General features: G+C 71.5%; 17 protein-coding genes. 12 read left to right on the top strand and 5 right to left on the bottom strand.

The annotated features are described in order from the left end of the window. Positions 1-83: 83 nt before the first annotated feature. The gene (locus ACIQRL_RS14645) at positions 84-1,718 is read right to left on the bottom strand and encodes an acyl-CoA dehydrogenase family protein (RefSeq protein ID WP_401331449.1); all 1,635 of its coding nucleotides are present in this window, start codon (positions 1,716-1,718) and stop codon (positions 84-86) included. Positions 1,719-1,864: 146 nt separating this feature from the next. On the opposite strand from ACIQRL_RS14645, the gene ACIQRL_RS14640 reads away from it, so the two are divergent. Then, complete coding sequence (locus tag ACIQRL_RS14640) at positions 1,865-2,905, top strand: YihY/virulence factor BrkB family protein (RefSeq protein ID WP_401331447.1); 1,041 nt, start codon at positions 1,865-1,867, stop codon at positions 2,903-2,905. A 232-nt stretch (positions 2,906-3,137) separates the two neighbouring features. Continuing rightward, on the top strand, positions 3,138-3,851 hold the full coding sequence (locus tag ACIQRL_RS14635; protein ID WP_401331445.1) for a helix-turn-helix domain-containing protein: 714 nt from the start codon (positions 3,138-3,140) through the stop codon (positions 3,849-3,851). A gap of 49 nt (positions 3,852-3,900) precedes the next feature. Here the strand turns inward: ACIQRL_RS14635 and ACIQRL_RS14630 are convergent, their stop codons facing one another. Then, positions 3,901-4,314, bottom strand: coding sequence for a VOC family protein (locus ACIQRL_RS14630; RefSeq protein WP_401331443.1), 414 nt, complete (start codon positions 4,312-4,314; stop codon positions 3,901-3,903). Between the two features lie 275 nt (positions 4,315-4,589). Between ACIQRL_RS14630 and ACIQRL_RS14625 the strand changes: the two genes are divergently transcribed. Together ACIQRL_RS14625 and ACIQRL_RS14620 are read left to right on the top strand one after the other, a co-directional pair. Further along, positions 4,590-5,273, top strand: coding sequence for a ThuA domain-containing protein (locus tag ACIQRL_RS14625; protein WP_401331441.1), 684 nt, complete (start codon positions 4,590-4,592; stop codon positions 5,271-5,273). Between the two features lie 174 nt (positions 5,274-5,447). Further along, the gene (locus ACIQRL_RS14620; RefSeq protein ID WP_401331439.1) at positions 5,448-7,229 is read left to right on the top strand and encodes a carboxylesterase family protein; all 1,782 of its coding nucleotides are present in this window, start codon (positions 5,448-5,450) and stop codon (positions 7,227-7,229) included. 92 nt (positions 7,230-7,321) lie between these two features. Here ACIQRL_RS14620 and mmuM read toward each other — a convergent pair whose 3' ends face one another. Further along, complete coding sequence (mmuM, locus tag ACIQRL_RS14615) at positions 7,322-8,248, bottom strand: homocysteine S-methyltransferase (protein ID WP_401331437.1); 927 nt, start codon at positions 8,246-8,248, stop codon at positions 7,322-7,324. A 219-nt stretch (positions 8,249-8,467) separates the two neighbouring features. Between mmuM and ACIQRL_RS14610 the strand changes: the two genes are divergently transcribed. The 3 genes from ACIQRL_RS14610 (at position 8,468) to ACIQRL_RS14600 (ending at position 11,669) form a co-directional block, all read left to right on the top strand. Next, entirely contained in the window at positions 8,468-9,070 is a 603-nt protein-coding gene (locus ACIQRL_RS14610; RefSeq protein WP_401331435.1) for a nitroreductase family protein, read from the top strand. Between the two features lie 40 nt (positions 9,071-9,110). Then, positions 9,111-9,899, top strand: a complete 789-nt coding sequence (locus tag ACIQRL_RS14605; RefSeq protein ID WP_401331433.1) for a class I SAM-dependent methyltransferase — start codon at positions 9,111-9,113, stop codon at positions 9,897-9,899. A 360-nt stretch (positions 9,900-10,259) separates the two neighbouring features. Next, the gene (locus ACIQRL_RS14600; RefSeq protein ID WP_401331750.1) at positions 10,260-11,669 is read left to right on the top strand and encodes an RICIN domain-containing protein; all 1,410 of its coding nucleotides are present in this window, start codon (positions 10,260-10,262) and stop codon (positions 11,667-11,669) included. Positions 11,670-11,693: 24 nt separating this feature from the next. On the opposite strand, the gene ACIQRL_RS14595 is transcribed toward ACIQRL_RS14600, so the two are convergent. After that, positions 11,694-13,370, bottom strand: coding sequence for a rhamnogalacturonan lyase B N-terminal domain-containing protein (locus ACIQRL_RS14595; RefSeq protein WP_401331431.1), 1,677 nt, complete (start codon positions 13,368-13,370; stop codon positions 11,694-11,696). 207 nt (positions 13,371-13,577) lie between these two features. Between ACIQRL_RS14595 and ACIQRL_RS14590 the strand changes: the two genes are divergently transcribed. From ACIQRL_RS14590 to ACIQRL_RS14570, 5 genes are all read left to right on the top strand, one after another. After that, positions 13,578-14,666 (top strand): rhamnogalacturonan acetylesterase, encoded by a 1,089-nt coding sequence (locus ACIQRL_RS14590; protein ID WP_401331429.1) that lies wholly within the window; start codon positions 13,578-13,580, stop codon positions 14,664-14,666. 135 nt (positions 14,667-14,801) lie between these two features. Beyond that, positions 14,802-16,583: a DUF2264 domain-containing protein gene (locus ACIQRL_RS14585; protein ID WP_401331427.1), complete on the top strand. Its 1,782-nt coding sequence runs from the start codon at positions 14,802-14,804 to the stop codon at positions 16,581-16,583. Positions 16,584-16,662: 79 nt separating this feature from the next. Further along, positions 16,663-17,397, top strand: a complete 735-nt coding sequence (locus ACIQRL_RS14580) for a rhomboid family intramembrane serine protease (protein WP_401331425.1) — start codon at positions 16,663-16,665, stop codon at positions 17,395-17,397. Between the two features lie 149 nt (positions 17,398-17,546). Next, the gene (locus tag ACIQRL_RS14575; RefSeq protein WP_401331423.1) at positions 17,547-18,155 is read left to right on the top strand and encodes a DJ-1/PfpI family protein; all 609 of its coding nucleotides are present in this window, start codon (positions 17,547-17,549) and stop codon (positions 18,153-18,155) included. A gap of 100 nt (positions 18,156-18,255) precedes the next feature. Then, positions 18,256-19,107, top strand: coding sequence for an enoyl-CoA hydratase/isomerase family protein (locus ACIQRL_RS14570; protein WP_401331421.1), 852 nt, complete (start codon positions 18,256-18,258; stop codon positions 19,105-19,107). Between the two features lie 9 nt (positions 19,108-19,116). Here ACIQRL_RS14570 and ACIQRL_RS14565 read toward each other — a convergent pair whose 3' ends face one another. Next, on the bottom strand, positions 19,117-19,425 hold the full coding sequence (locus tag ACIQRL_RS14565) for a hypothetical protein (RefSeq protein ID WP_401331419.1): 309 nt from the start codon (positions 19,423-19,425) through the stop codon (positions 19,117-19,119). Between the last annotated feature and the right edge of the window lie 210 nt (positions 19,426-19,635).

Genomic DNA, 19,635 nt, shown 5'->3' with positions numbered 1-19,635 from the left:
GTGCGGTGTCCGAGCTCCTGAAGGGGGCCAGCGGCGGGGGTGGTGCCGTGTCGGCGCAGCACCACCCCCGCGTCAGCGGCTCATCAGGACACCGGCCGGGCCCGCTCCACCACCGTGGCCAGATCCAGACTGTGCGGCAGCGTCCCGAACGCCGTGCCCCAGTCACCGCCCAGACGTGAGGCGCAGAACGCGTCGGCGACCTCCGGCGGCGCGTACCGGACGAGCAGCGACCCCTGGAGCACCAGCGCGATCCGCTCGACCAGACGGCGCGCACGGGCCTCGATGCCGTCCAGGTCGGCCAGTTCGGTCAGCAGGTTCTTGATGGCCCCGTCCAGCCGGTGGTCCGCGCCACGGGCCCGTCCCACCTCCCGCAGATACGCGTCCAGGGCCCCCGGCTCCCGCTGGAGCGCGCGCAGGACGTCCAGCGCCTGCACATTGCCGGCGCCCTCCCAGATGGAGTTGAGCGGCGACTCCCGCAGCAGTCGCGGCATGCCCGACTCCTCGACGTAGCCGTTGCCGCCCAGGCACTCCAGCGCCTCCACCGCGACCGGCGTACACCGCTTGGTCACCCAGTACTTGGCGGCCGGAACCGCGAGCCGCAGGAACGCCCGCTCCTGCTCGCTCCCGTCGTCGTAGGCCGCGGCCAGCCGCATCGCCAGGGTGGTCGCCGCCTCCGACTCCAGCGCCAGATCGGCGAGGACGTTGCGCATCAGCGGCTTGTCGACGAGCCGGCCGCCGAACGCCTCGCGGTAGGTGCTGTGGTGGATCGCCTGCGCGACGGCCTGCCGCATCAGCGAGGCCGAACCGAGCACACAGTCCAGCCGGGTCGCCGCGACCATCTCGATGATGGTGCGCACCCCGCGCCCCTCGTCGCCCACCCGGCGCGCCCAGGTCTCGTCGAACTCGACCTCGCTCGACGCGTTGGACCGGTTGCCTAGCTTGTCCTTGAGCCGCTGGATACGGAAGACGTTACGGGTGCCGTCCTCCAGGACGCGCGGCACCAGGAAGCAGGTCAGACCGCCCGGGGCCTGCGCCAGTACGAGGAAACCGTCCGACATCGGCGCCGAGCAGAACCACTTGTGCCCGGTCAGCGCGTACGTCCCGTCCTCGGCGAGCGGCCGGGCCTCGGTCGTGTTGGCGCGTACGTCGCTGCCGCCCTGCTTCTCCGTCATGCCCATACCGAAGAGCACGCCGGCCTTCTGCGACGCGGGCCGCAGTTCCTGGTCGTAGGCCGTGGACGTCAGCCGGGGCACCCACTCGGCGGCGAGCGCCGGGTCGGCACGCAGTGCGGGCACCGCTGCGTGGGTCATCGACAGCGGGCAGCCGTTGCCCGCCTCGGCCTGCGTCCAGATCACGAAGCCGGCCGCGCGCCTGAGGTGTCCGCCGGGCCGGGTCCAGGCCGAGGTCAGTCCCGCCGACACGCCCTTGCCGAGGAGGCGGTGCCAGGCCGGGTGGAAGTCGACCTCGTCGATCCGGTTGCCGTAGCGGTCGTGGGTGCGCAGCTTCGGCGGATTCTCGTTGGCCAGCGCTCCCCACTCCTGAACCTGGGCGGAACCGGTCGTCCGCCCGAGCGACGACAGTTCCTCGCGCGCCTCCGGCAGAAGCTCTGGATCGAGATGCCGGTCGACCGCCTCGGTGAGGGCCCGGTCGGCGGCGAATACGTCATATCCCACCAGGGGCGGAGCCTGGTTGGTCACTGTGTGGGTGGTGGCTGCCATACCGATACCGTAAGGATGTGCACCAGGCAAAAGAAACCTCTGAACGGCCTCGCTCCGGCCGCTTTCACCGCGCTCGCGCGCTCTACAGGAACGTTTCCAAGCGCAGGACCGCCTGGCTGCTGATCAAGGACACGGTCAACTCGTGCATGGAGTACCGGATCCTGGGGCTGGCGGCCGAGGCCGCCTTCTTCACGCTCCTGTCCGTGCCGCCGCTGCTGCTGAGCATGGTCGGGCTGCTCGGATACGTGGACGCCTGGACCGGCGCCGACACCATCGCCAGCGTGGAGTCCAACATCCTGGACGCGTCCCGCAGGGTGCTGACGCAGAAGGGCGTGCACCAGATCGCCGAGCCGATCCTGCACGACGTGATGAAGGGCGGCCGGCCCGACATCATCTCGCTCGGCTTCCTGTTCGCCCTGTGGTCGGGCTCGCGCGCGGTCAACGTCTTCGTCGACACCATCACCGTGATGTACGGCCTCGACGGCACCCGGGGCATCGTGAAGACCCGGGTGATGTCGTTCCTGCTGTTCATCGTGGCGCTGCTGATCGGCTCGGTCCTGCTCCCGCTGATGGTGGCGGGCCCGGACGCCGTGGTGCACGTCGTGCCGTGGTCGACGACCGTCGTGCAGGTCCTGTACTGGCCGGTCGTCATCGTCCTGTCGGTGGCCTTCCTGACGACGCTCTACCACGTGTCCGTCCCGGTGCGTTCTCCCTGGGTCGAGGACGTGCCGGGCGCCCTGGTCGCCCTCGCCATGTGGGTGCTCGGCAGCTTCCTGCTCCGCATCTATCTGACCAACGCCATCGAGGGCCCCTCCATCTACGGCTCGCTCGCCGCGCCGGTCGCCGTCCTGCTGTGGATCGGTGTCGCCGCCTTCGCCGTCCTGGTGGGCGCGGCCGTCAACGCCGCCATCGACCGGGTCTGGCCGGCCGCGGCCACCGCAGCGGCGCGTGCCGCCAACGAGCGGCTGCGCGAGGCCCAGGCCGCCGAGTACGTGGCCCGCGTCGCCTCGCACCGTTCCTACGACGCCGATCCCGACGACCCCGACATGCCCTCGGAGTTCCCGGAACGCTGGTCGCGCTTCCTGCCCCCGGAGGACGTGACGTCCCGCCTGCGCACGCACGCCAAGAACCCCCACCACACCCCGCGTGCCCACAAGAACGGCGAGGAGCACCCTCCGCAGGAGTGAGCCCGGGCCGAGGATCGGCTGACGGCTGACGGCTGACGGCTGACGGCTGACGGCTGACGGCTGACGGCTGACGGCCGACCGCCGACCGCCGACGGGCCGGACGGGCCGGACGGCGGTCGGAGAGGGGCTCTGTGGCCTTCCGGCCTCCGTCTGCGCAGGCACAGGCGCCAACGCCGACGCCGTGGACGCTCCCCCACGCTCACGCGGGCGCGCCCGGCGTAGCCTGGCGGGCATGTACGCGGAACGGGCGTCCCGGCTGCGGGGTGCGGTCGTGTGGAGCCGCGACCTGCCCGGTCCCGCGCCCGGCGGGGGCGAGTCCGGGGGCGCTCGGGGAGCCGTCCTTCCCGACGGCTGCATGGATCTGCTGTGGACCGAGGGACGGTTGCTCGTCGCCGGTCCCGACACGCGCCCCTTCGTTCCGGACGGGGCGCCCGGCGGCTGGGCGGGCGTCCGCTTCTTCCCCGGCACCGCGCCCGCCTATCTGGGCGTACCGGCGAACGTGCTCCGGGACCAGCGCGTGGAGTTGTCCGACCTGTGGCCCGCCTCCGAGGTGCGCCGTCTCACCGCGCGGATCGACGCGGCCGTCGACCCCGTGTACGCGCTCGAAGAGGTTGCGCTGCTCTTGGCGGCCGACGCCGAACCCCCCGATCCGCTGCTCCGGGAGGTGGTGGCCGCCCTGGACGCGGGCCGCCCGGTCGCCGAGACGGCCGACGAACTGGGCCTGGGCGCACGCCAGTTGCACCGCCGTTCGCTCGCCGCGTTCGGCTACGGACCCAAGACCCTGGCCCGCGTCCTGCGACTGCAACGGGCCCTCGTCCTCGCCCGCGACGGTGTGCCCTTCGCGGAGACCGCCCTCCGGGCCGGGTTCGCGGACCAGGCCCATCTGGCACGGGACGTACGGGAGCTGGCGGGAGCGACCCTCGGTGAGCTGGTCGGTCACCGGTAGGGAAGCCGGACTCCGGTAGGGCAGCCCGGACTCAGGTGGGGAAGCCGGACTACTGTGCCGGGTTCTGTCCCCCGGGCAGCCGGGCGAACAGGTCGACGCCGTTGCCGTCCGGGTCGTGCACGACGGCGTACCGCATGCCCCAGAAGGCGTCCCAGGGCTTGAGCTCGCCGTGGTGTCCGGCGCCGACGAGCCCTTCGTACACGGAGTCCACCTCGGCGGGGCTGTCGCAGAGGAAGGCGAGCGACACCCTGCCGCCGCCGCCAGGGGGCCGCCACCCGGCGTGGAACGACCGGATGGTGTCCTCCGTGTCCAGTGCGAGGCGCAGCCCGCCGGGCAGCTCGGCCTCGACATGCGGCTCGTTCTCGGCGCCGTCGGGGAAGACGAGCCCGAGACGGCGGTAGAAGGCGAGGGAGGCGGCCATGTCGGAGACCGCCAGGCCGATCACATCGAATCGTGGAGTCATACGGTCACCGTAGGCGGGCGGCGCCCGGCCGGTCTTGAACGAATCGGACACCCCGTGCCGGTCACCCCGTGCCGGTCACCCCGTGCCGGTCACCCTGTGCCGGTCACCCTGTGCCGGTCACCCTGTGCCGGTCACCCTGTGCCGGTCACCCTGTGCCGGTCCCCCGTACCCACCTTGCCCGCCCTGCCCTGCTCCGCCCTGCCTGGCCGGACGCCCCACCCGTCCGGTGGCCGTTCCCCGTACCGCCGGGGCAGGGGCCGCCCTAGGCTCCGGGCATGGTCTTTCGCGTTCTCGTGTACACCCGTACGACCGGCTACCGGCACGAATCCATTCCGGCCGCCGTCGCGGCCGTCCGCGCCCTCGGTGACGCGCACGGCTTCGCGGCCGACGCCACGGAGGACCCAGCGGTCTTCGAGGCGCCCCTCGACCCGTACGCGGCCGTCGTCTTCCTGTCCACGAGCGGCGAGGTGCTGACGCCGCCGGGCCGCGACCGGCTCGCGGCCTACGTCGAGGGCGGCGGCGGCTTCGTCGGGGTGCACGCCGCCGCCTGCACCGAGTACGACTGGCCCCACTACGGCGACCTGCTCGGCGCCCGCTTCGACCGGCACCCGGACCTCCAGCCGGGCAGGGTCCTCGTCGAGGACCACGGACATCCCGCGACCCAGCACCTGCCGCCCGTCTGGGAGTTCACGGACGAGTGGTACGACTTCCGCTCCAGCCCCCGAGGTTCGGTGCGCGTGCTCGCCTCCGCCGACGAATCCTCCTACGAGGGCGGAGGAATGGGCGACGACCACCCCCTGGTGTGGTGCCGGGAACAGGGCGCGGGCCGGGTCTTCTACACCGCGCTCGGACATGAGGCACGGGCGTACGAGGACCCCGACTTCCGCGGACATCTGCTCGGCGGCATCCGCTGGGCGGCGCGGAGGCTCTCGGCCGCCGGTTCGGACTCGGCCCGCTGACAGGGGCCGCACAGAGGTACGGCCGGTTCGGGCCCGGCGTGCGCCGACCCGTGCCTGCCCTCCCCGCCGTGCCGCACGGCGATATCGGCCGAACGGGGGACATCCGCAGGAATACCGGGAAGTGATGTGGTGCTCTGATCTTTACGACGCGCGACGGTGAGGAGCTGGTCCAGGATGACGGTGGACACGGTGGATCCGGCGGCGGAGACGAAGGACCCGGTGGTCGAGACCCCGTACGGGGCGGTGCGCGGCCGGTACGAGAGCGGGATCGCGGTCTTCCGGGGCATCCCGTACGCGGCCCCGCCCTTCGGCGCCCGCCGTTTCCGCCCGCCCGTGCCGCCCGAGCCCTGGGACGGCGTCCGGGACGCCGGCGCGTTCGGGCCGACGCCACCGAAGCCGCCGTACTCCGAAGCGTTCGCCCGGCTCCTCGCCGACCCCGTCGTGCCAGGCGACGACTGCCTCAACCTGAACGTGTGGACCCCGGCCCCGGACCCGGGCGCCCGGCTCCCCGTCATGGTGTGGATCCACGGCGGAGCCCTGACCCGCGGCTCCTCGGCCGTGCCCGTGTACGACGGGCGGGCCTTCGCGCGTGACGGCGTGGTCTTCGTGTCCGTCAACTACCGTCTGGGCGTGGAGGGTTACGGCCTCTTCCCGGACGCGCCCGCCAACCCGGGGCTGCGCGACCAACTCGCCGCGCTGGAGTGGGTGCGGGAGTCCGTGGCCCGCTTCGGAGGCGACCCCGACCGGGTGACCGTCTTCGGCGAGTCCGCCGGAGCCATCAGCATCGGCGCGCTGCTCGCGAGCCCGCGCGCCCAGGGCCTGTTCCACCGGGCTGTCCTGCAGAGCGGGCCGCCCGAGGCGAGCGACCGCGACAAGGTGCGCCGGATGGTGCGCAGGATGGCCACCCGGCTGAAGATTCCCGCCACGGCCGAGGCGTTCGCCGCCGTCGACCGCGACCTGCTCCTGCGCACTCAGGCCGATGTGGGCAGACTCAGCAGTCCGGTGCTCGGTGGCCCCGCCTTCGGCATCGTCGTCGACGGTGACCTCGTGCCGCGCGACCCGCTGGAGGCCCTCGTCGAGGGCGCCGCGCCGGATATCGGCCTGCTGCTCGGCTGGACCCGTGACGAGTACCGGCTGTGGCTCGTACCGGGCGGTCTCCTCGAACGTGTCGACCGGCTCGGCCCGGTCGCCCTGGCCGGTGCGATGGCCCGCTGCCACTGCGGCCACGAGGTGCCTCGCGGCTACCGCGCCATCCACCCGGAGGGCGGCGCGGCCGATCTCGTCGGGCAGATGATCACCGATCATCTGCTGCGGGTCCCGCTGCACCGTCTCGCCGACGCGCGCAGCGGCCGGCCCACCGCGTCCCTCGACGCGGACGTCCCCGGCGGGGACCGGGCCTCGGCGCATGTCTACGAGTTCGCCTGGCCGTCCAACGTGCCCGACCTCGGTGCCTGTCATGCCCTGGAGCTGGGCTTCGTCTTCGACACCGCCGGCACCCCGGATTCGGCGAAGCTCGCGGGCGAGGGCGCTCCGCAGGAACTGGCGGACGCCATGCACGGGGCGTGGGTGCGGTTCGCGGTCGACGGCGACCCGGGGTGGGCCGCCTGGGACGCCTCGCATCCGGTCCGGATCTTCGGCGCCGGCGACCCGCACACCGTGCACGGTCCGCGCGACCGTGAACTCGCCCTGTGGGATGCCGAATCGGCCAGAGCCGCAGCCCGACCCGTGACCGGCCCCACGGCCAGGTCGACCGGCGGCCCCGCGGCCAAGCCCACGGACAAGCCCGTCAGGAGACCCGCCAAGCCCGCGGGCAAGTCCGCGGGCAGTCCGGCCGGCCCGGTGGAGGGGCCGCCCGCGTCGGACTCTCCCGTCGGCGACGCCTCCGCGCGCATCGCGACGCCGCTGTCGGCCGTCCGCCGTTTCCGCCGCTCGGGCGGCGGCGCGGGGCGGACGTGAGCCCGGCGTGGACGCGGGGCGGCTCCGGACCGTCAGCCGTCAGCCGTCAGCCGTCAGCCGTCAGCCGGGGTGCTCCGGGGTGAAGCGCGGGTCTACGCGCTCCGCAGTGTCGTCGTGATCCCCGTGATCGCCTCCGGGCCCACCCGGCAGCATCCGCCGATCAGCCGCGCCCCGGCCCGCTCCCACCCGCCGACCTGCGCGGACGTGAACGTGGAACGGCCGGTCCAGGCGCGGGCCCGGGAGTCCCACGCCTCGCCGCTGTTCGGATAGACCACGACCGGCTTTCCGGTCACGCGCGCGGCCGTGGCGACCGCCGCGTCGACATCCTCGGGGACGCAGCAGTTGACCCCGACCGCGATGACCTCGTCCGCCTCGGCGGCCAGGCCGAAGGCCTCCTCCAGCGGCTGTCCGGCCCGCGTACGGTCACCGGCCACGCTGTACGACAGCCACGCCGGTACGCCGAGTCCGCGCACCCCCCGTAGCAACGCCCGGGCCTCGTCCGTGTCCGGGACCGTCTCCAGGGCCAGCACGTCGGGCGCGGCGGCGGCCAGCACCTCCAGGCGCGGCCGGTGGAACCGCTCCAGTTCCGCGACGCTCAGCCCGTACCGCCCCCGGTACTCCGAACCGTCCGCCAGCATCGCCCCGTACGGGCCCACCGACGCGGCGACCCACAACGGCCGCGTGACGCCCTTCGCGTGTGCGCGCCGGGCGGCCTCGCGCGCCGACTCGACGCTCAGGCCGAGCAGTTCGGCCACCCGCTCGTGCGGGATGCCGCGGCGGGCGAATCCGTCGAACGTCGCCTGGTAGCTGGAGGTGATCGCGACGTCCGCGCCCGCCTCGTAGTAGGCGAGATGCGCGTCGACGATCGCCTCGGGGAGGTCCGCGAGCAGTCGCGCGGACCACAACTCGTCGCTCAGGTCGTGTCCGGCCGCTTCGAGCTGGTTGGACATGCCTCCGTCGAGTACGACCGTTCCGGAGGACAGCGCGGCGGTGAAGGTGGGGGCGTTGTCGCTGGCCATGCCACGACGCTAACCGATCAGGGGCGACGCGCCCGCCCGCGTCCACCTGCTGAACGGCCGTCCTGCCGCATGAGACACGGGGGGCCTGTCCGCCTGCCCGACCGTCCGGTGTCGCCGGTGGTGGCCGGGCCGAAACGACCGGCCGTCCGTCGCTCCGCGAGGCTTGATCCCGACGGCTCCCTGCCGCCTCCGGGCCGACCCCTGGCAGGATCGGGTGACATGGAATTCTCCGAAGTGGTCCGTCGCCGCCGCATGATCCGGCACTACTCCGACAAAGCGCTGAACCCCGAGGCGGTGGAGAGAATCCTCGCCTCCGCACTGCGGGCCCCGTCGGCCGGTTTCTCCCAGGGCTGGGCGTTCCTGGCGCTCACCGACCCCGCCGACCGCGCCCGGTTCTGGCCGTTCGTCCCCACCCGCGCCGAGCAGACGCCGACCATGCTGGACGCTCCGCTGGTCGTCGTGCCGCTCGCCCACAAGACGGCCTACCTGGAGCGCTACGCCGAGCCGGACAAGGGTTGGGAGGAACGCGCCGAGGCCCGCTGGCCGGCCCCGTACTGGTACATCGACACGGGGATGGCCGCCCTCATGATGCTGCTCAGCGCGGTGGACGAAGGACTCGGCGCCTGCTTCTTCGGGATCATGCCCGAGCATCTGGAACCCTTCCGTGCCGAGTTCGGGGTCCCCGAGGAGTACGCGCCGATCGGCGGCATCACGGTCGGCTACCGGGCGGACGATGTTCCCGGTCAGGGCGCCCGTGTCGCGGAACGCAGGCGCGGAGTGGCCGAGGTCGTCCACCGGGGGCACTGGGGCCTGCACGGCTGAACCGCCGACGCGGCACCGGGCCGGTCCCTAGTCTGGACGCATGCTGCGTGACAGGTTCGACGACGTCGCCGAGCTCTACGACAGTGCCCGCCCCGGCTACCCGCCCGCTCTGGTCGAGGCCCTGATCACCGGGGCGGGAGTGTCCCCGGGCGGGCACGTCCTGGAGGTGGGCCCGGGAACGGGACAACTGACCGTGCCCCTGGCCCGCGCGGGACTGCGGATCACCGCGGTCGAGCTGGGTCCTTCGCTGGCGGCGGTGGCCCGGCGGAACCTGCGGCCGTTCCCGGACGCGAGCGTCGAGGTGGCCGCCTTCGAGGAGTGGAACCCCCCGTCCGGCCGCCGCTTCGAGCTGGCCGTCAGCGCCACCGCCTTCCACTGGATCGACCCCGCTGTACGCGTGCCCAGGCTGACCGCCGCCCTCGCCCCGGGCGGCACCCTCGCCCTGGTCACCACCCACCATGTGGCGGGCGGTTCGGCGGAGTTCTTCGAGCGTGCCCAGCGCTGCTACGAACGCTGGGACCCCGACACACCGCCCGAGCTGCGCCTGTCCGACGAGACCACGGTGGTCTCGGACGTCACCGAGCTCGATGCCTCCGACCGGCTCGGTCCGGTCGGGATCCGGTGCTTCCCCCAGGAGATCACCTATACGACCGCGGCCTATCTCGACGTCCTGCGTACCTACTCCAACCACCGGGCACTGCTGGCGCCCGCGCTCGGCGGCCTCCTCGACTGCATCGCCGAGCTGATCGAGAAGCGGCACGGAGGCAGCGTCACCAAGCGCTACCTGCACGAGCTGATCACGGCCCGCCGGGTTCCTCCGCACCAGTGACTCCGCGGGGCGGGCAGGGCGGCCCCACCCGCCCCACGGACTCGCTGGGCCCCTGGCCGGTAAGAGCGCTTCCTCGCGGGCCCCTACCCGGTAGCTTCCTGGCGGGTCCGGCAACACGGCACCAGCACCAGCAGCGGACCCTTGACCATCCCGTCCGCCCCACGAGCCCCACCCCGAAGGACCAGTCCCGTCCGCCCCGTTGACCTCGTCGTAGTACGCGCTTACTTTTTCGGCGGCAGCGTTCGTAATCGCAGATAATGTTCGGCATACCGGACGGACGGTCACCGCATGAGCCATACGATCCGCGAGAGTTCCACGAGCTGTACGAGTTCTACGAGCCGCGTGAGCGGCGCGAGCAAGGTGAGACGCGTGTACGCCCTCCTCGTCGCCCTCTGTCTGGCGGTCGCCGGGGGACTCCTCGCCGCCGGGCCGGCCCGGGCGGCGGCCCAGACCATCACCAACGGCACCCAGTTCACCGACACTTCGGGCGCCGCGGTGCACGCGCACGGCGGCGGGGTCGTCAAAGTGGGCAGCTACTACTACTGGTTCGGTGAGAACCGCAACGCCGACAACACCTTCAGGTATGTCGACGCCTACCGCTCCACCGACCTGAAGAACTGGGAGTTCCGCAACCATGTCCTGACCCAGTCGAGCGCCGCCGAACTGGGCACGGCCTACATCGAGCGGCCCAAGGTCATGTACAACGCGTCCACCGGCAAGTTCGTCATGTGGATGCACAAGGAGAACGGCGTCGACTACAGCGAGGCGCGCGCCGCCGTCGCCGTGTCGGACACGGTGGACGGCGCCTACACCTACCAGGGCAGCTTCCAGCCGCTCGGCCAGTACATGTCCCGTGACATCACGACGTTCGTGGACACCGACGGCACCGGCTACATGGTCTCCGCCGCCCGCGAGAACTACGACCTCCAGATCTACCGGCTCACCGCCGACTACACCGGCATCGCGGCCCTCGTCGCCGACCCCTGGCACGGCGGACACCGCGAGGCACCCGCGCTCTTCAAGCGGGGCGGCGTCTACTTCATGCTGACCTCAGCCGCCACGGGCTGGAGCCCCAACCAGCAGCAGTACGCCACCGCCACCTCGCTCGCCGGCCCCTGGACCGCGATGGCGAACGTCGGCGACTCCACGGCGTACGGCTCGCAGACCGCGTACGTCCTTCCCGTGCAGGGGACTTCGGGCACCTCGTATCTCTACATGGGCGACCGCTGGGGCGACTCCTTCGGCGGCACGGTCGACGACTCCCGTTACCTCTGGCTGCCGCTCGCCTTCCCGACGACGACCACGATGTCGCTGTCCTGGTCCCCGGAGATCACCGTCGACACGGCCGCCGGGACCGCGGGCGGAACGAACGCCACCTACGAGACCCTGACGGCCCGTCACTCCGCCAAGTGCGCGGACGTGCCCAACCAGTCGCTGTGGCAGGGGATCGCGCTCGCCCAGTACACCTGCAACGGCGGGGCGAACCAGAGGTTCTGGTTCAAGTCGCTCGGCAGCGGTTACTACGAGCTGATGGGCCGGGGCAGTTCCCTGTGCCTGACCGAGAACGCCACCGGGGTCACCCAGGAGAACTGCGCCGGCGCCACTGCCCAGCAGTGGTCCGTGACGGCCTCCGGCAGCTATGCGCTCCTCAAGGCCAGGGCGTCCGGCGAGTGCCTGGACGTGTCCGGCGCGTCCACCGCCAACTCCGCCGCGCTCATCACCTACACCTGCAACGGAGGCACCAACCAGCAGTGGACGCGCGGCACTTGAGCGCCGGAATCACCGACACCGGCTTCAGGCCAGCAGATCCAGCGCGTCGATCGACGTGCCGGCGCTGAGATACGACGTCGTCCCCGAACCGCTCACCACGTCGATCCTCAGCACGTTGTACTGGCTGGTGTCGGTGAGCCAGGCGCCGGCCGGCACGCTGTAGGTGAACGTGTAGTTGTTGCCGCGGTACGAACCGACCGTCAGGGAACGGGTGCTCGGCTGGGTGGGCGGCGAAGGGATCGACGACACCCAGCTGTTGACCGTGACCTGCGGCCGGCCGTTCGCGTAGGCGGTGGTCACCCCGATCCGCAGGGTGTGCGCGGCGGCCGCCTGCGCGGCCGTCAACTTGAAGTAGACGAGCAGACCGCTGTTGACGTCCTTCCAGATGTACGCCGGGAAGGACGCGGCCTCACTGCCACTGCCGATGACCACGTTCCCGGTCCACGCGGCCGCCCGGACGTCGGACGGATGGGCGTACGTCATCAGGTCCGCGTTCTTGAACCCGGAGGGCGTGCCGTCCCAGCCGCCGATCCGCCAGATCGCGCTCGCGTTGGCCGGGTCGTTCGAGGACGCGATGGCGAGGGTGTTCAGGGTGGTCGTGGTACCGGCCGTGACCGTCACCGAGGTGGTGTGGACGGCGAGTTCGCCTTTGAACACCGTGAGGGTGTACGTCCCCGGCAGGACGCCGCCGATCGAGAAGTAGCCGTCCGATGAACGCGCCGAACCCCAGTACTGGGCAGCCGAGTTGGCGAGCCCGACGGTGTACGCGTACGCGGTGTCGCGTCCCGAGATGCCGACGCCCGCGACCTTGCCCCGGCCGCTCGCCGCGACGTACCCGGAGATGCCGAGCGAATCCGCCCACGCGGTGGTCAGGGTGCCCGGATAGAGCGAGGAGGAGGGCGTGCCGCCGTCCGTGAAGGCGATGACGTACGGGCCCTGGAGGCCGAAGCGTTCGGCCTCGGTCTGGTTCTCGCCGTAGTACAGGATCTCGTACAGACCGCCGCCGTCCGTGCTCTGGTGGCGCAGCAGGGAGCGGTAGAACGGGCCGCCGGACGCCTTCTCGTGGTTCGAGCGGACGATGTACAGACCGACGCTTCCGGTGGTCCAGCCGATCGCGGAGTAGTCGATGACGCGGCGCTTCGCGTAGTGCTTCGAGCGGGTCTGGCCGTCCGACTTCGCGAACACGTCCGCGGACTCGATGACGGTGGGCGCGTAAGTGTAGGAATCCGGTTCGTCGTTGAGGAACAGGCCCGCCTTGACGCGCACGATGTAGCGGGTGGCGCTGACCGAGGTGTCGGCCTTGTTGGTCCACAGGTAGACGTTGTTCTCGCCGCTGCGGGCCGCGTAGTAGTGCTTGAGCGTGCCGTACGCGACGGAGATCAGGATCGTCGTGCCGGACTGCGTGATCGTCACGGTGGAGGTGCCGAGGCCGGACTCGACGTGCGAGTTCTTGCCGCCGTAGCCCTGGTACTCGGTGCCCTTGTAGGCCAGTGAGGTCAGGTCGCCGTTGGTCTTGCTCACCTTGAAGACGAGGCTCGCGCCGGTGTCGACGACGTAGTTCGAACCGTCGTCGCTCCAGCCGAAGGCCGCTGCCGACGCGGTCGTCGCGAGCGGCCCGGCGAGGGCGGCGGTGCCGGCGACGGCGGCGCCGCCTAGCACGAAGGCGCGGCGTCGGACCGGTCGGTTCAGGGATCCGGGCATGGGGGGGTGCCTCCTTCGGGGGTGGGGAGGTGGGGGGCGGATGTTTCGCAGAGTGACAGTCGAACCGTCATCGCGAAAGGGCTTTCGCACGGTGGAAGTTGGCTGTTGTATGAGATTAGGCTGCCATCTAGTAAGCGCTTGTCCGGGAGCGGTACCGTCCTGCCACCAGGTCACGTCGTCCTGTCGCCCCGTCGTGAGGAGCCGCACATGAGACGTCTCACCCTCGCCGTCCCGCTGCTCGCGGTGGTCGCCGCCGGTGCGCTGTCGACCGCCCCGGCCCAGGCCCGTACGGCGCGCCCCGTCCTGGGGAGCGAGAACTGCACGGCGACCGCCTGCCACTTCGACGTCCCGCCGGGCACCTACGACGTCAGGGTGCTTCTCGGCGGCGGCACCGCGGCCAGTACGTCGATCAGCGGCGAGACCCGCCGCTCCCTGCTCCCCGAGACCGTCACCGAGGCCGGCCGGCCCGTGGCGCGCGGGTTCACCGTGAACGTCCGGACCCCCGAGGGTGAACCGACCGGCCCCGAGGGCACCCCGGGCCTGGACCTCGTGATCGGCGGGTCGGCGCCCGCGCTGGCCGACATCCGGGTGACTCCGGCCGCCCTCCGAGGACCCGGCCCGGCCCACCGCGAGGACGGCCGCACGCGCACGCGACAGATCTTCCTGGTCGGCGACTCGACGGTCTGCGATCAGCCGGGCGACCCGTACTCCGGCTGGGGTCAGCAACTGCCGCAGTACTTCAGGAAGGGGCTCTCCGTCGCCAACTACGCGGATTCAGGGGAGAGCACGGTCACCTACCTCGCCGACCCGGCGCTCTTCCCGACCGTCCGGCCGCTCATCCGCGCGCACGACCTGGTGCTCATCCAGCTGGCCCACAACGACAAGACGACCGACGAGGCGACGTACCGTACGAACCTCGAGACGCTGGTCGCGGGCGTCCGCGCGCGGGGCGGCGAACCCGTGCTCGTCACGCCGATCGTCCGCCGCTGGTTCAACGCGGACGGCACCCTGAACAACGGCACCGCGCTGCTGGTGAACGGCCTGGGCGTGGACCATCCCGCGGTCATCCGCTCGGTCGCCGCCGCCGAGAACGTGCCCCTCATCGACCTCACGGCCAAGACCAAGGCCCTTGTCGAATCACTCGGCGTCGAGGGATCGAAGGCGATCTACCTCTACAACGAGAAGCGGGACAACACCCACACCTCGGTGCACGGCGCCACGGTGTACGCGGCCCTGGTCCGCGACGAACTCCTCGCCCTGCATCTGGTGCCGAGGGCCCTGGTGAGGGTGGGATGAGTCCCTGGGGCGTCCCGACCGGAACCGGGGCGCCCCAGGTATCGACCCTCGGCCACGCCCCGGACGCCCAGGCACCTGGCGTGACGAGGCGCCGGCGTGCCGAGACGCCCGGCGCAGCCCAGACAGGAGGCCCGTGTGACGCCCGCCGAACCTTCCGAGGACCGCTCCCTGAGCCCGTACACCGGCTGTACGCGCGCCCATTGGGAGGCGGTCGCCGATTCCCTGCTCGCCGCGGTCGCGCCGTACGCCACCGACGACGGAGCCCTCTACCACTTCCCCGGACGGCACACGAGCACGTCCGGCAGGCTCTCCGACGGCCTGGAGGGCTACGCCCGGACGCTGCTGCTGGCCGGCTTCCGCCGCGACGAGAAGGTCCTGGAGCGGTACGCGGAGGGGCTGGCCGCGGGAACGGCCGGCATCTGGCCCCGGGTCGAGGACCGCGGCCAGCCGCTCGTCGAGGCCGCGTCGATCGCGCTCGCGCTGCGGTTGACCCGGCCCCTGCTGTGGGACCGCCTGGACGACGGCGTACGGCAGCGGGCCGCGGAGTGGCTCGGCGACGCCCTGACGGCCGAACCGTGGCCCTGCAACTGGGAGTTGTTCCCGGTCACGGTCGGCGGCTTCCTCCAGGAGGTCGGCTACGAGCCCGAGGTGTCACGCGCCGCGATCGACCGCGGCCTGGAGCGCATCGAGCAGTGGTACCTCGGTGACGGCTGGTACACGGACGGCCACGGGCGCAAGTTCGACTACTACAACGGCTGGGCGATGCACCTCTACCCGGTGCTGCACGCCTGGCTGGCGGACGACACCCGGCTGCTCGACCTGTACGCCGACCGCCTGGAGGCCCATCTCGCCGACTACGCCCGCCTGTTCGGCGGCGACGGCGCGCCGATGCTCCAAGGGCGCTCCCTCACTTACCGCTTCGCGACCACCGCCCCCCTGTGGCTGGGCGCGCTCACCGGCCGTACGCCCCTGTCCCCGGGGGAGACCCGCCGTCTCGCCTCGGGCGCCCTGCGCTACTTCCTCGACCGGGGCGCGGTGGACGACAACGGCCTGCTCACGCTGGGCTGGCGCGGCCCCGACGAGGCGTTCCTGCAGCACTATTCCGGCCCCGCCTCGCCGTACTGGGCGAGCAAGGCCTTCGTCGGTCTGCTGCTGCCCCCGGAGCACGAGGTCTGGACGGCCCAGGAGGAGCCGGGTCCCACGGAGCGCGCCGACGCCGTCACACCGATCGGACCGCCCAACTGGCTTCTGCAGGCGACGCGTTCGGACGGCTTGGTCCGCCTCCACAACCACGGCAGCGAGGACGTCCGGTACGACCCCTTCTACACGCGGCTCGCCTACTCGACGGTGACGGAGCCCTCGCTGTCGTACGACAACAGCGTCATCGTCGGTGCCGACGCGAGCCGTACGGGGATCGAGCCCCTGGGTGTCGGGGAGGGCTGGGCCGCGTCCCGGCACACCGTCTCGGAGGGCGTCCGGGTCGCCTGCCTCGTGGTCGCGCGGGGCGCCGTGGAGGTGCGGGCCCATCTGGTGTCGGGCGCGGCCCCCGGGACGCCCGTACGGGTCACGGGCTGGGCCGCGCGCGACGGCGCGCGCTCCGAACTCCTGCCCGTGCACGGCCTGTCGGCGACGGGGGAGGGTGTCACCGGGGACGCCGCCGCCCTCTTCGTGGCCCTCGTCCGCCTGACCGCCGAGCCGGACCCCCGCCCGCTCACGGACCTGGTGTCCGTACGGGTGACGGCGCCCGAGGACGGGAGGCCGGGAGCGTACGACGTGACGGTGACCTGGATCCCGGGAGAAACGGTGAGCTTCCGGTTCGACGGTCCCGGTGGTTCTGCCGCGTCCGCGGGTGGGGAGGCCACGTCCCCGGGGCCGACCGTGGTGGTGCGACAGGGACGCCCCGGAGACGGGGCCTGAGCGGAAGCGGTTCCGCCGGGATTCCCTAGAGTTCGGGGTGAGGCGGACAACGGATCCGCCGGGGGAGGGGGAGCGAGTCATGGGTGGGTTCGGCCAGGAACGGGGCGGCAGAGGCCCGGTGGACGCGGAACAGATGATCGCGGAGGCCCGGAAGGCCTTCTTCGTGATGTTCGGGTTCCTCGTGATCGTCTGGCTGGTGCAACTGGCCAACTACGCCGATCACTACGCCCTCTCGCGGGACTACGGGGTCGTTCCCGGCGACTTCGGCACCTTGCCCGGCATCCTCAGCGCGCCCTTCCTGCACTGGAGCTGGGCGCACATCGAGAGCAACTCCGGGCCGCTGTTCGTCTTCGGATTCCTGGCCGCCTACCGGGGCGTGGCCCGCTTCCTCGGTCTGAGCCTGCTCGTGGCGATGACCAGCGGGCTCGTGGTGTGGTTCTTCGAGCGAGGCGGCGTGGACACGGTGGGCGCCAGCGGCCTGATCTTCGGGTACTTCGGCTACGTCGTGGTCCGCGGGATCTTCGACCGTCACCTGATCGACACCCTGATCGGCGTCGTCATGGCGGCGTCCTTCGCCTACCTGCTCACCGTCGCCGTACCCGGGACGCCGGGGGTGAGCTGGCTCGGACACCTCGGCGGTCTGATCGGCGGTCTGGCCGGAGCCTGGCTCTTCCGGGACCGCGACCCACGCTCCCTCCCGCCCACGCGGTCCGACGACGCCGGACGGGCTCCCGCCCGCCGCACCCCGCGGGCGGACACCGACAACCCGCGCGCGGACCTGCACAAGGAACTGGGCGATCTGGGGCTCCTCTGACAGAGAGGTCACCGTCCGGACCCCGCTCCGGTGCGGCAGACCGGCCGGTCGACGCGGAGCCGGCGCAGCCACCGATCGCCGATTGGCCTGTGACCTGGGCGCGGCGTCCTGGGAGACTGCACTCCCGTGCCGTGCTTCGAGGAGATGCCATGCAGGTAGCCGTGGTCACCTTTGACGGATTCAACGAACTCGACAGCTTCATCGCCTCCGCGCTGATCAACCGGTGCCGAAAGGACGGCTTGGAGGCGTTCATCACGACACCCACGCCGATGGTCACGTCCATGAACGGTGTCGAGGTGACCGGTCAGCGCCCGATGGAGTTCGTGACCGAGGCCGATGTCGTGCTGATCGGGAGCGGGGTGAAGGCGCGAGAGGTGGTCGCCGACGACCGGCTGATCGCAAGGCTGCCGCTCGACCCCTCGCGCCAGCTGATCGGTGCGCAGTGCTCCGGCGCGCTGGTGCTCGCCCGGCTCGGGTTGCTGGAGGGCATGCCCGCCTGTACGGACATGAAGAGCCGGCCTTTTGTGGAAGCCCGCAACGTCACCGTGCTGGACGCGCCGTTCCACGCCGAGGGGAACATCGCCACGGCGGGCGGCTGCCTGGCCTCGCAGTATCTCGCCACCTGGGTGATCACCAGAATGCTCGGGGAGGACGCCGCGCGCGACGTCATCGACTACGTGGCCCCGGTCGGTGAGAACCAGGAGACCGCTGAGCGCGCCCTGCGCGCCGTCCACGCGGGCCAGGCCGTACGGCACTGACGGCGCGCGCCGCAGTCCTCAGGGCTGCCGCTCAGCCGTCCAGGGCTGAACCCATGGCAAGGTCACGGCCATCAGGAGAACTGGTGCGGCGCGGCATAGCATGAAGACCGAGATGACCGCCTCGTACGAAACCATCAGGACCAGGCTGGACGGCACCGTCCTGTCCGCCACCTTCGACGCGCCGCCGATGAATCTCATCGGTCCCGAGGTCGTGCGGGACCTCGTCGCCCTGCTGGAGGAGCTGTCGCACCCGACCGCCCCCCGCGTAGTGATCTTCGACAGTGCGGACGCCGACTTCTTCTTCCCGCACGTCGACATGACGAAGGTCCCCGAGTACACCGCAGAGGCCGCGAAGGCCGGAGGCCCCGGTGACGCCTCCCTGGGAATGCTGTTCCGCAAGCTGAGCCTGCTCCCGGCTGTCACCATCGCCAAGCTGCGCGGCCGTGCCCGGGGAGCGGGAAGTGAGTTCCTGCTCGCCTGCGACATGCGTTTCGCCTCGCGGGAGAACGCCGTCCTGGGCCAGCCCGAAGTGGGAATCGGGGCACCCCCCGGCGCGGGCGCGATCCAGCACCTGACCCGGCTGATGGGCCGGGGCCGTGCGCTGGAAGTCCTGCTGACGTCGTCGGACTTCGACGCGGACCTCGCCGAACGCTATGGATGGGTCAATCGCGCGGTCCCCGACGCCGAACTGGACGAGTTCGTGGCAGGTGTCGCGGCGCGCGTGAGCGGCTTCCCCCGCGATGCGCTGGTCGCGGCCAAGTCGGCTGTCAACGCCGTCAGCCTGCCGAGTCCTGCCGAAGTACGGGCAGACGCGGCCCTGTTCCAGCAACTCGTCCGAGGTGAGGAGACTCAGCGGCGAACGGCTGAGCTGTTCGAGCAGGGCTTCCAGACCCGTGGCGCCATCGAACGCGACCTCGGAGACGCGCTGGGCCACTTGAAGGCCGCCGACTGACGAGTGGTCCTACCATGTCCGCCACTCGTCCGTGAGCTCGTACCGGCCCAGCCCGTGGCGGGCGGTCAGTGCCGCGATGTCGACGCCGTGCTCGGTGAGCGACTGGTCGATGTAGTCGCACAGTTGCTCTCGTTCGCCGGTCTCGTAGGCCCTTCTGTCGTGCGCGTCGTTCACGGCGTTGAGGGCCAGGACGACGCGTTCCACCACGGCGAGGACCTGGTCGTCGGCGGCCTCGCCGAGTCGGGGAATCTCGCCTTCGAAGGTGTCGAGGACCGCATCGGTGGCCGTGAGCAGTTCATCGGGGAAGAGCTCAGCCATGCAGGCACACTCGGGATCCAAAGTGCCGTCGGCAAGCTCTTCCGCCTCTTCGGCTATGCCGTGACGCCAGTTCGCAGTCGGTCTCTCAGTCATGGCGGGACCGTACAGGCGAGGACTGACAACGAGGCCGAGCCCGGGCGACTGGTTCGGACGATGACCTCGGCGGCGGGCGGAAGGTGTGATCGTCGGACCGTCTGCCGAATTCAATTC

The organism is Streptomyces sp. NPDC091209, from assembly GCF_044757755.1.
In the GTDB taxonomy this organism is placed as follows: domain Bacteria; phylum Actinomycetota; class Actinomycetes; order Streptomycetales; family Streptomycetaceae; genus Streptomyces.
This window is presented reverse-complemented; position numbering and strand designations above follow the sequence as displayed.

Coding starts and splice junctions, on each gene's coding strand:
- ACIQRL_RS14645 (WP_401331449.1), bottom strand. CDS start 1,718: ATGGCAGCCACCACCCACACAGTGACCAACCAGGCTCCGCCCCTGGTG.
- ACIQRL_RS14640 (WP_401331447.1), top strand. CDS start 1,865: ATGGAGTACCGGATCCTGGGGCTGGCGGCCGAGGCCGCCTTCTTCACG.
- ACIQRL_RS14635 (WP_401331445.1), top strand. CDS start 3,138: ATGTACGCGGAACGGGCGTCCCGGCTGCGGGGTGCGGTCGTGTGGAGC.
- ACIQRL_RS14630 (WP_401331443.1), bottom strand. CDS start 4,314: ATGACTCCACGATTCGATGTGATCGGCCTGGCGGTCTCCGACATGGCC.
- ACIQRL_RS14625 (WP_401331441.1), top strand. CDS start 4,590: ATGGTCTTTCGCGTTCTCGTGTACACCCGTACGACCGGCTACCGGCAC.
- ACIQRL_RS14620 (WP_401331439.1), top strand. CDS start 5,448: ATGACGGTGGACACGGTGGATCCGGCGGCGGAGACGAAGGACCCGGTG.
- mmuM (WP_401331437.1), bottom strand. CDS start 8,248: ATGGCCAGCGACAACGCCCCCACCTTCACCGCCGCGCTGTCCTCCGGA.
- ACIQRL_RS14610 (WP_401331435.1), top strand. CDS start 8,468: ATGGAATTCTCCGAAGTGGTCCGTCGCCGCCGCATGATCCGGCACTAC.
- ACIQRL_RS14605 (WP_401331433.1), top strand. CDS start 9,111: ATGCTGCGTGACAGGTTCGACGACGTCGCCGAGCTCTACGACAGTGCC.
- ACIQRL_RS14595 (WP_401331431.1), bottom strand. CDS start 13,370: ATGCCCGGATCCCTGAACCGACCGGTCCGACGCCGCGCCTTCGTGCTA.
- ACIQRL_RS14590 (WP_401331429.1), top strand. CDS start 13,578: ATGAGACGTCTCACCCTCGCCGTCCCGCTGCTCGCGGTGGTCGCCGCC.
- ACIQRL_RS14580 (WP_401331425.1), top strand. CDS start 16,663: ATGGGTGGGTTCGGCCAGGAACGGGGCGGCAGAGGCCCGGTGGACGCG.
- ACIQRL_RS14575 (WP_401331423.1), top strand. CDS start 17,547: ATGCAGGTAGCCGTGGTCACCTTTGACGGATTCAACGAACTCGACAGC.
- ACIQRL_RS14570 (WP_401331421.1), top strand. CDS start 18,256: ATGAAGACCGAGATGACCGCCTCGTACGAAACCATCAGGACCAGGCTG.
- ACIQRL_RS14565 (WP_401331419.1), bottom strand. CDS start 19,425: ATGGCTGAGCTCTTCCCCGATGAACTGCTCACGGCCACCGATGCGGTC.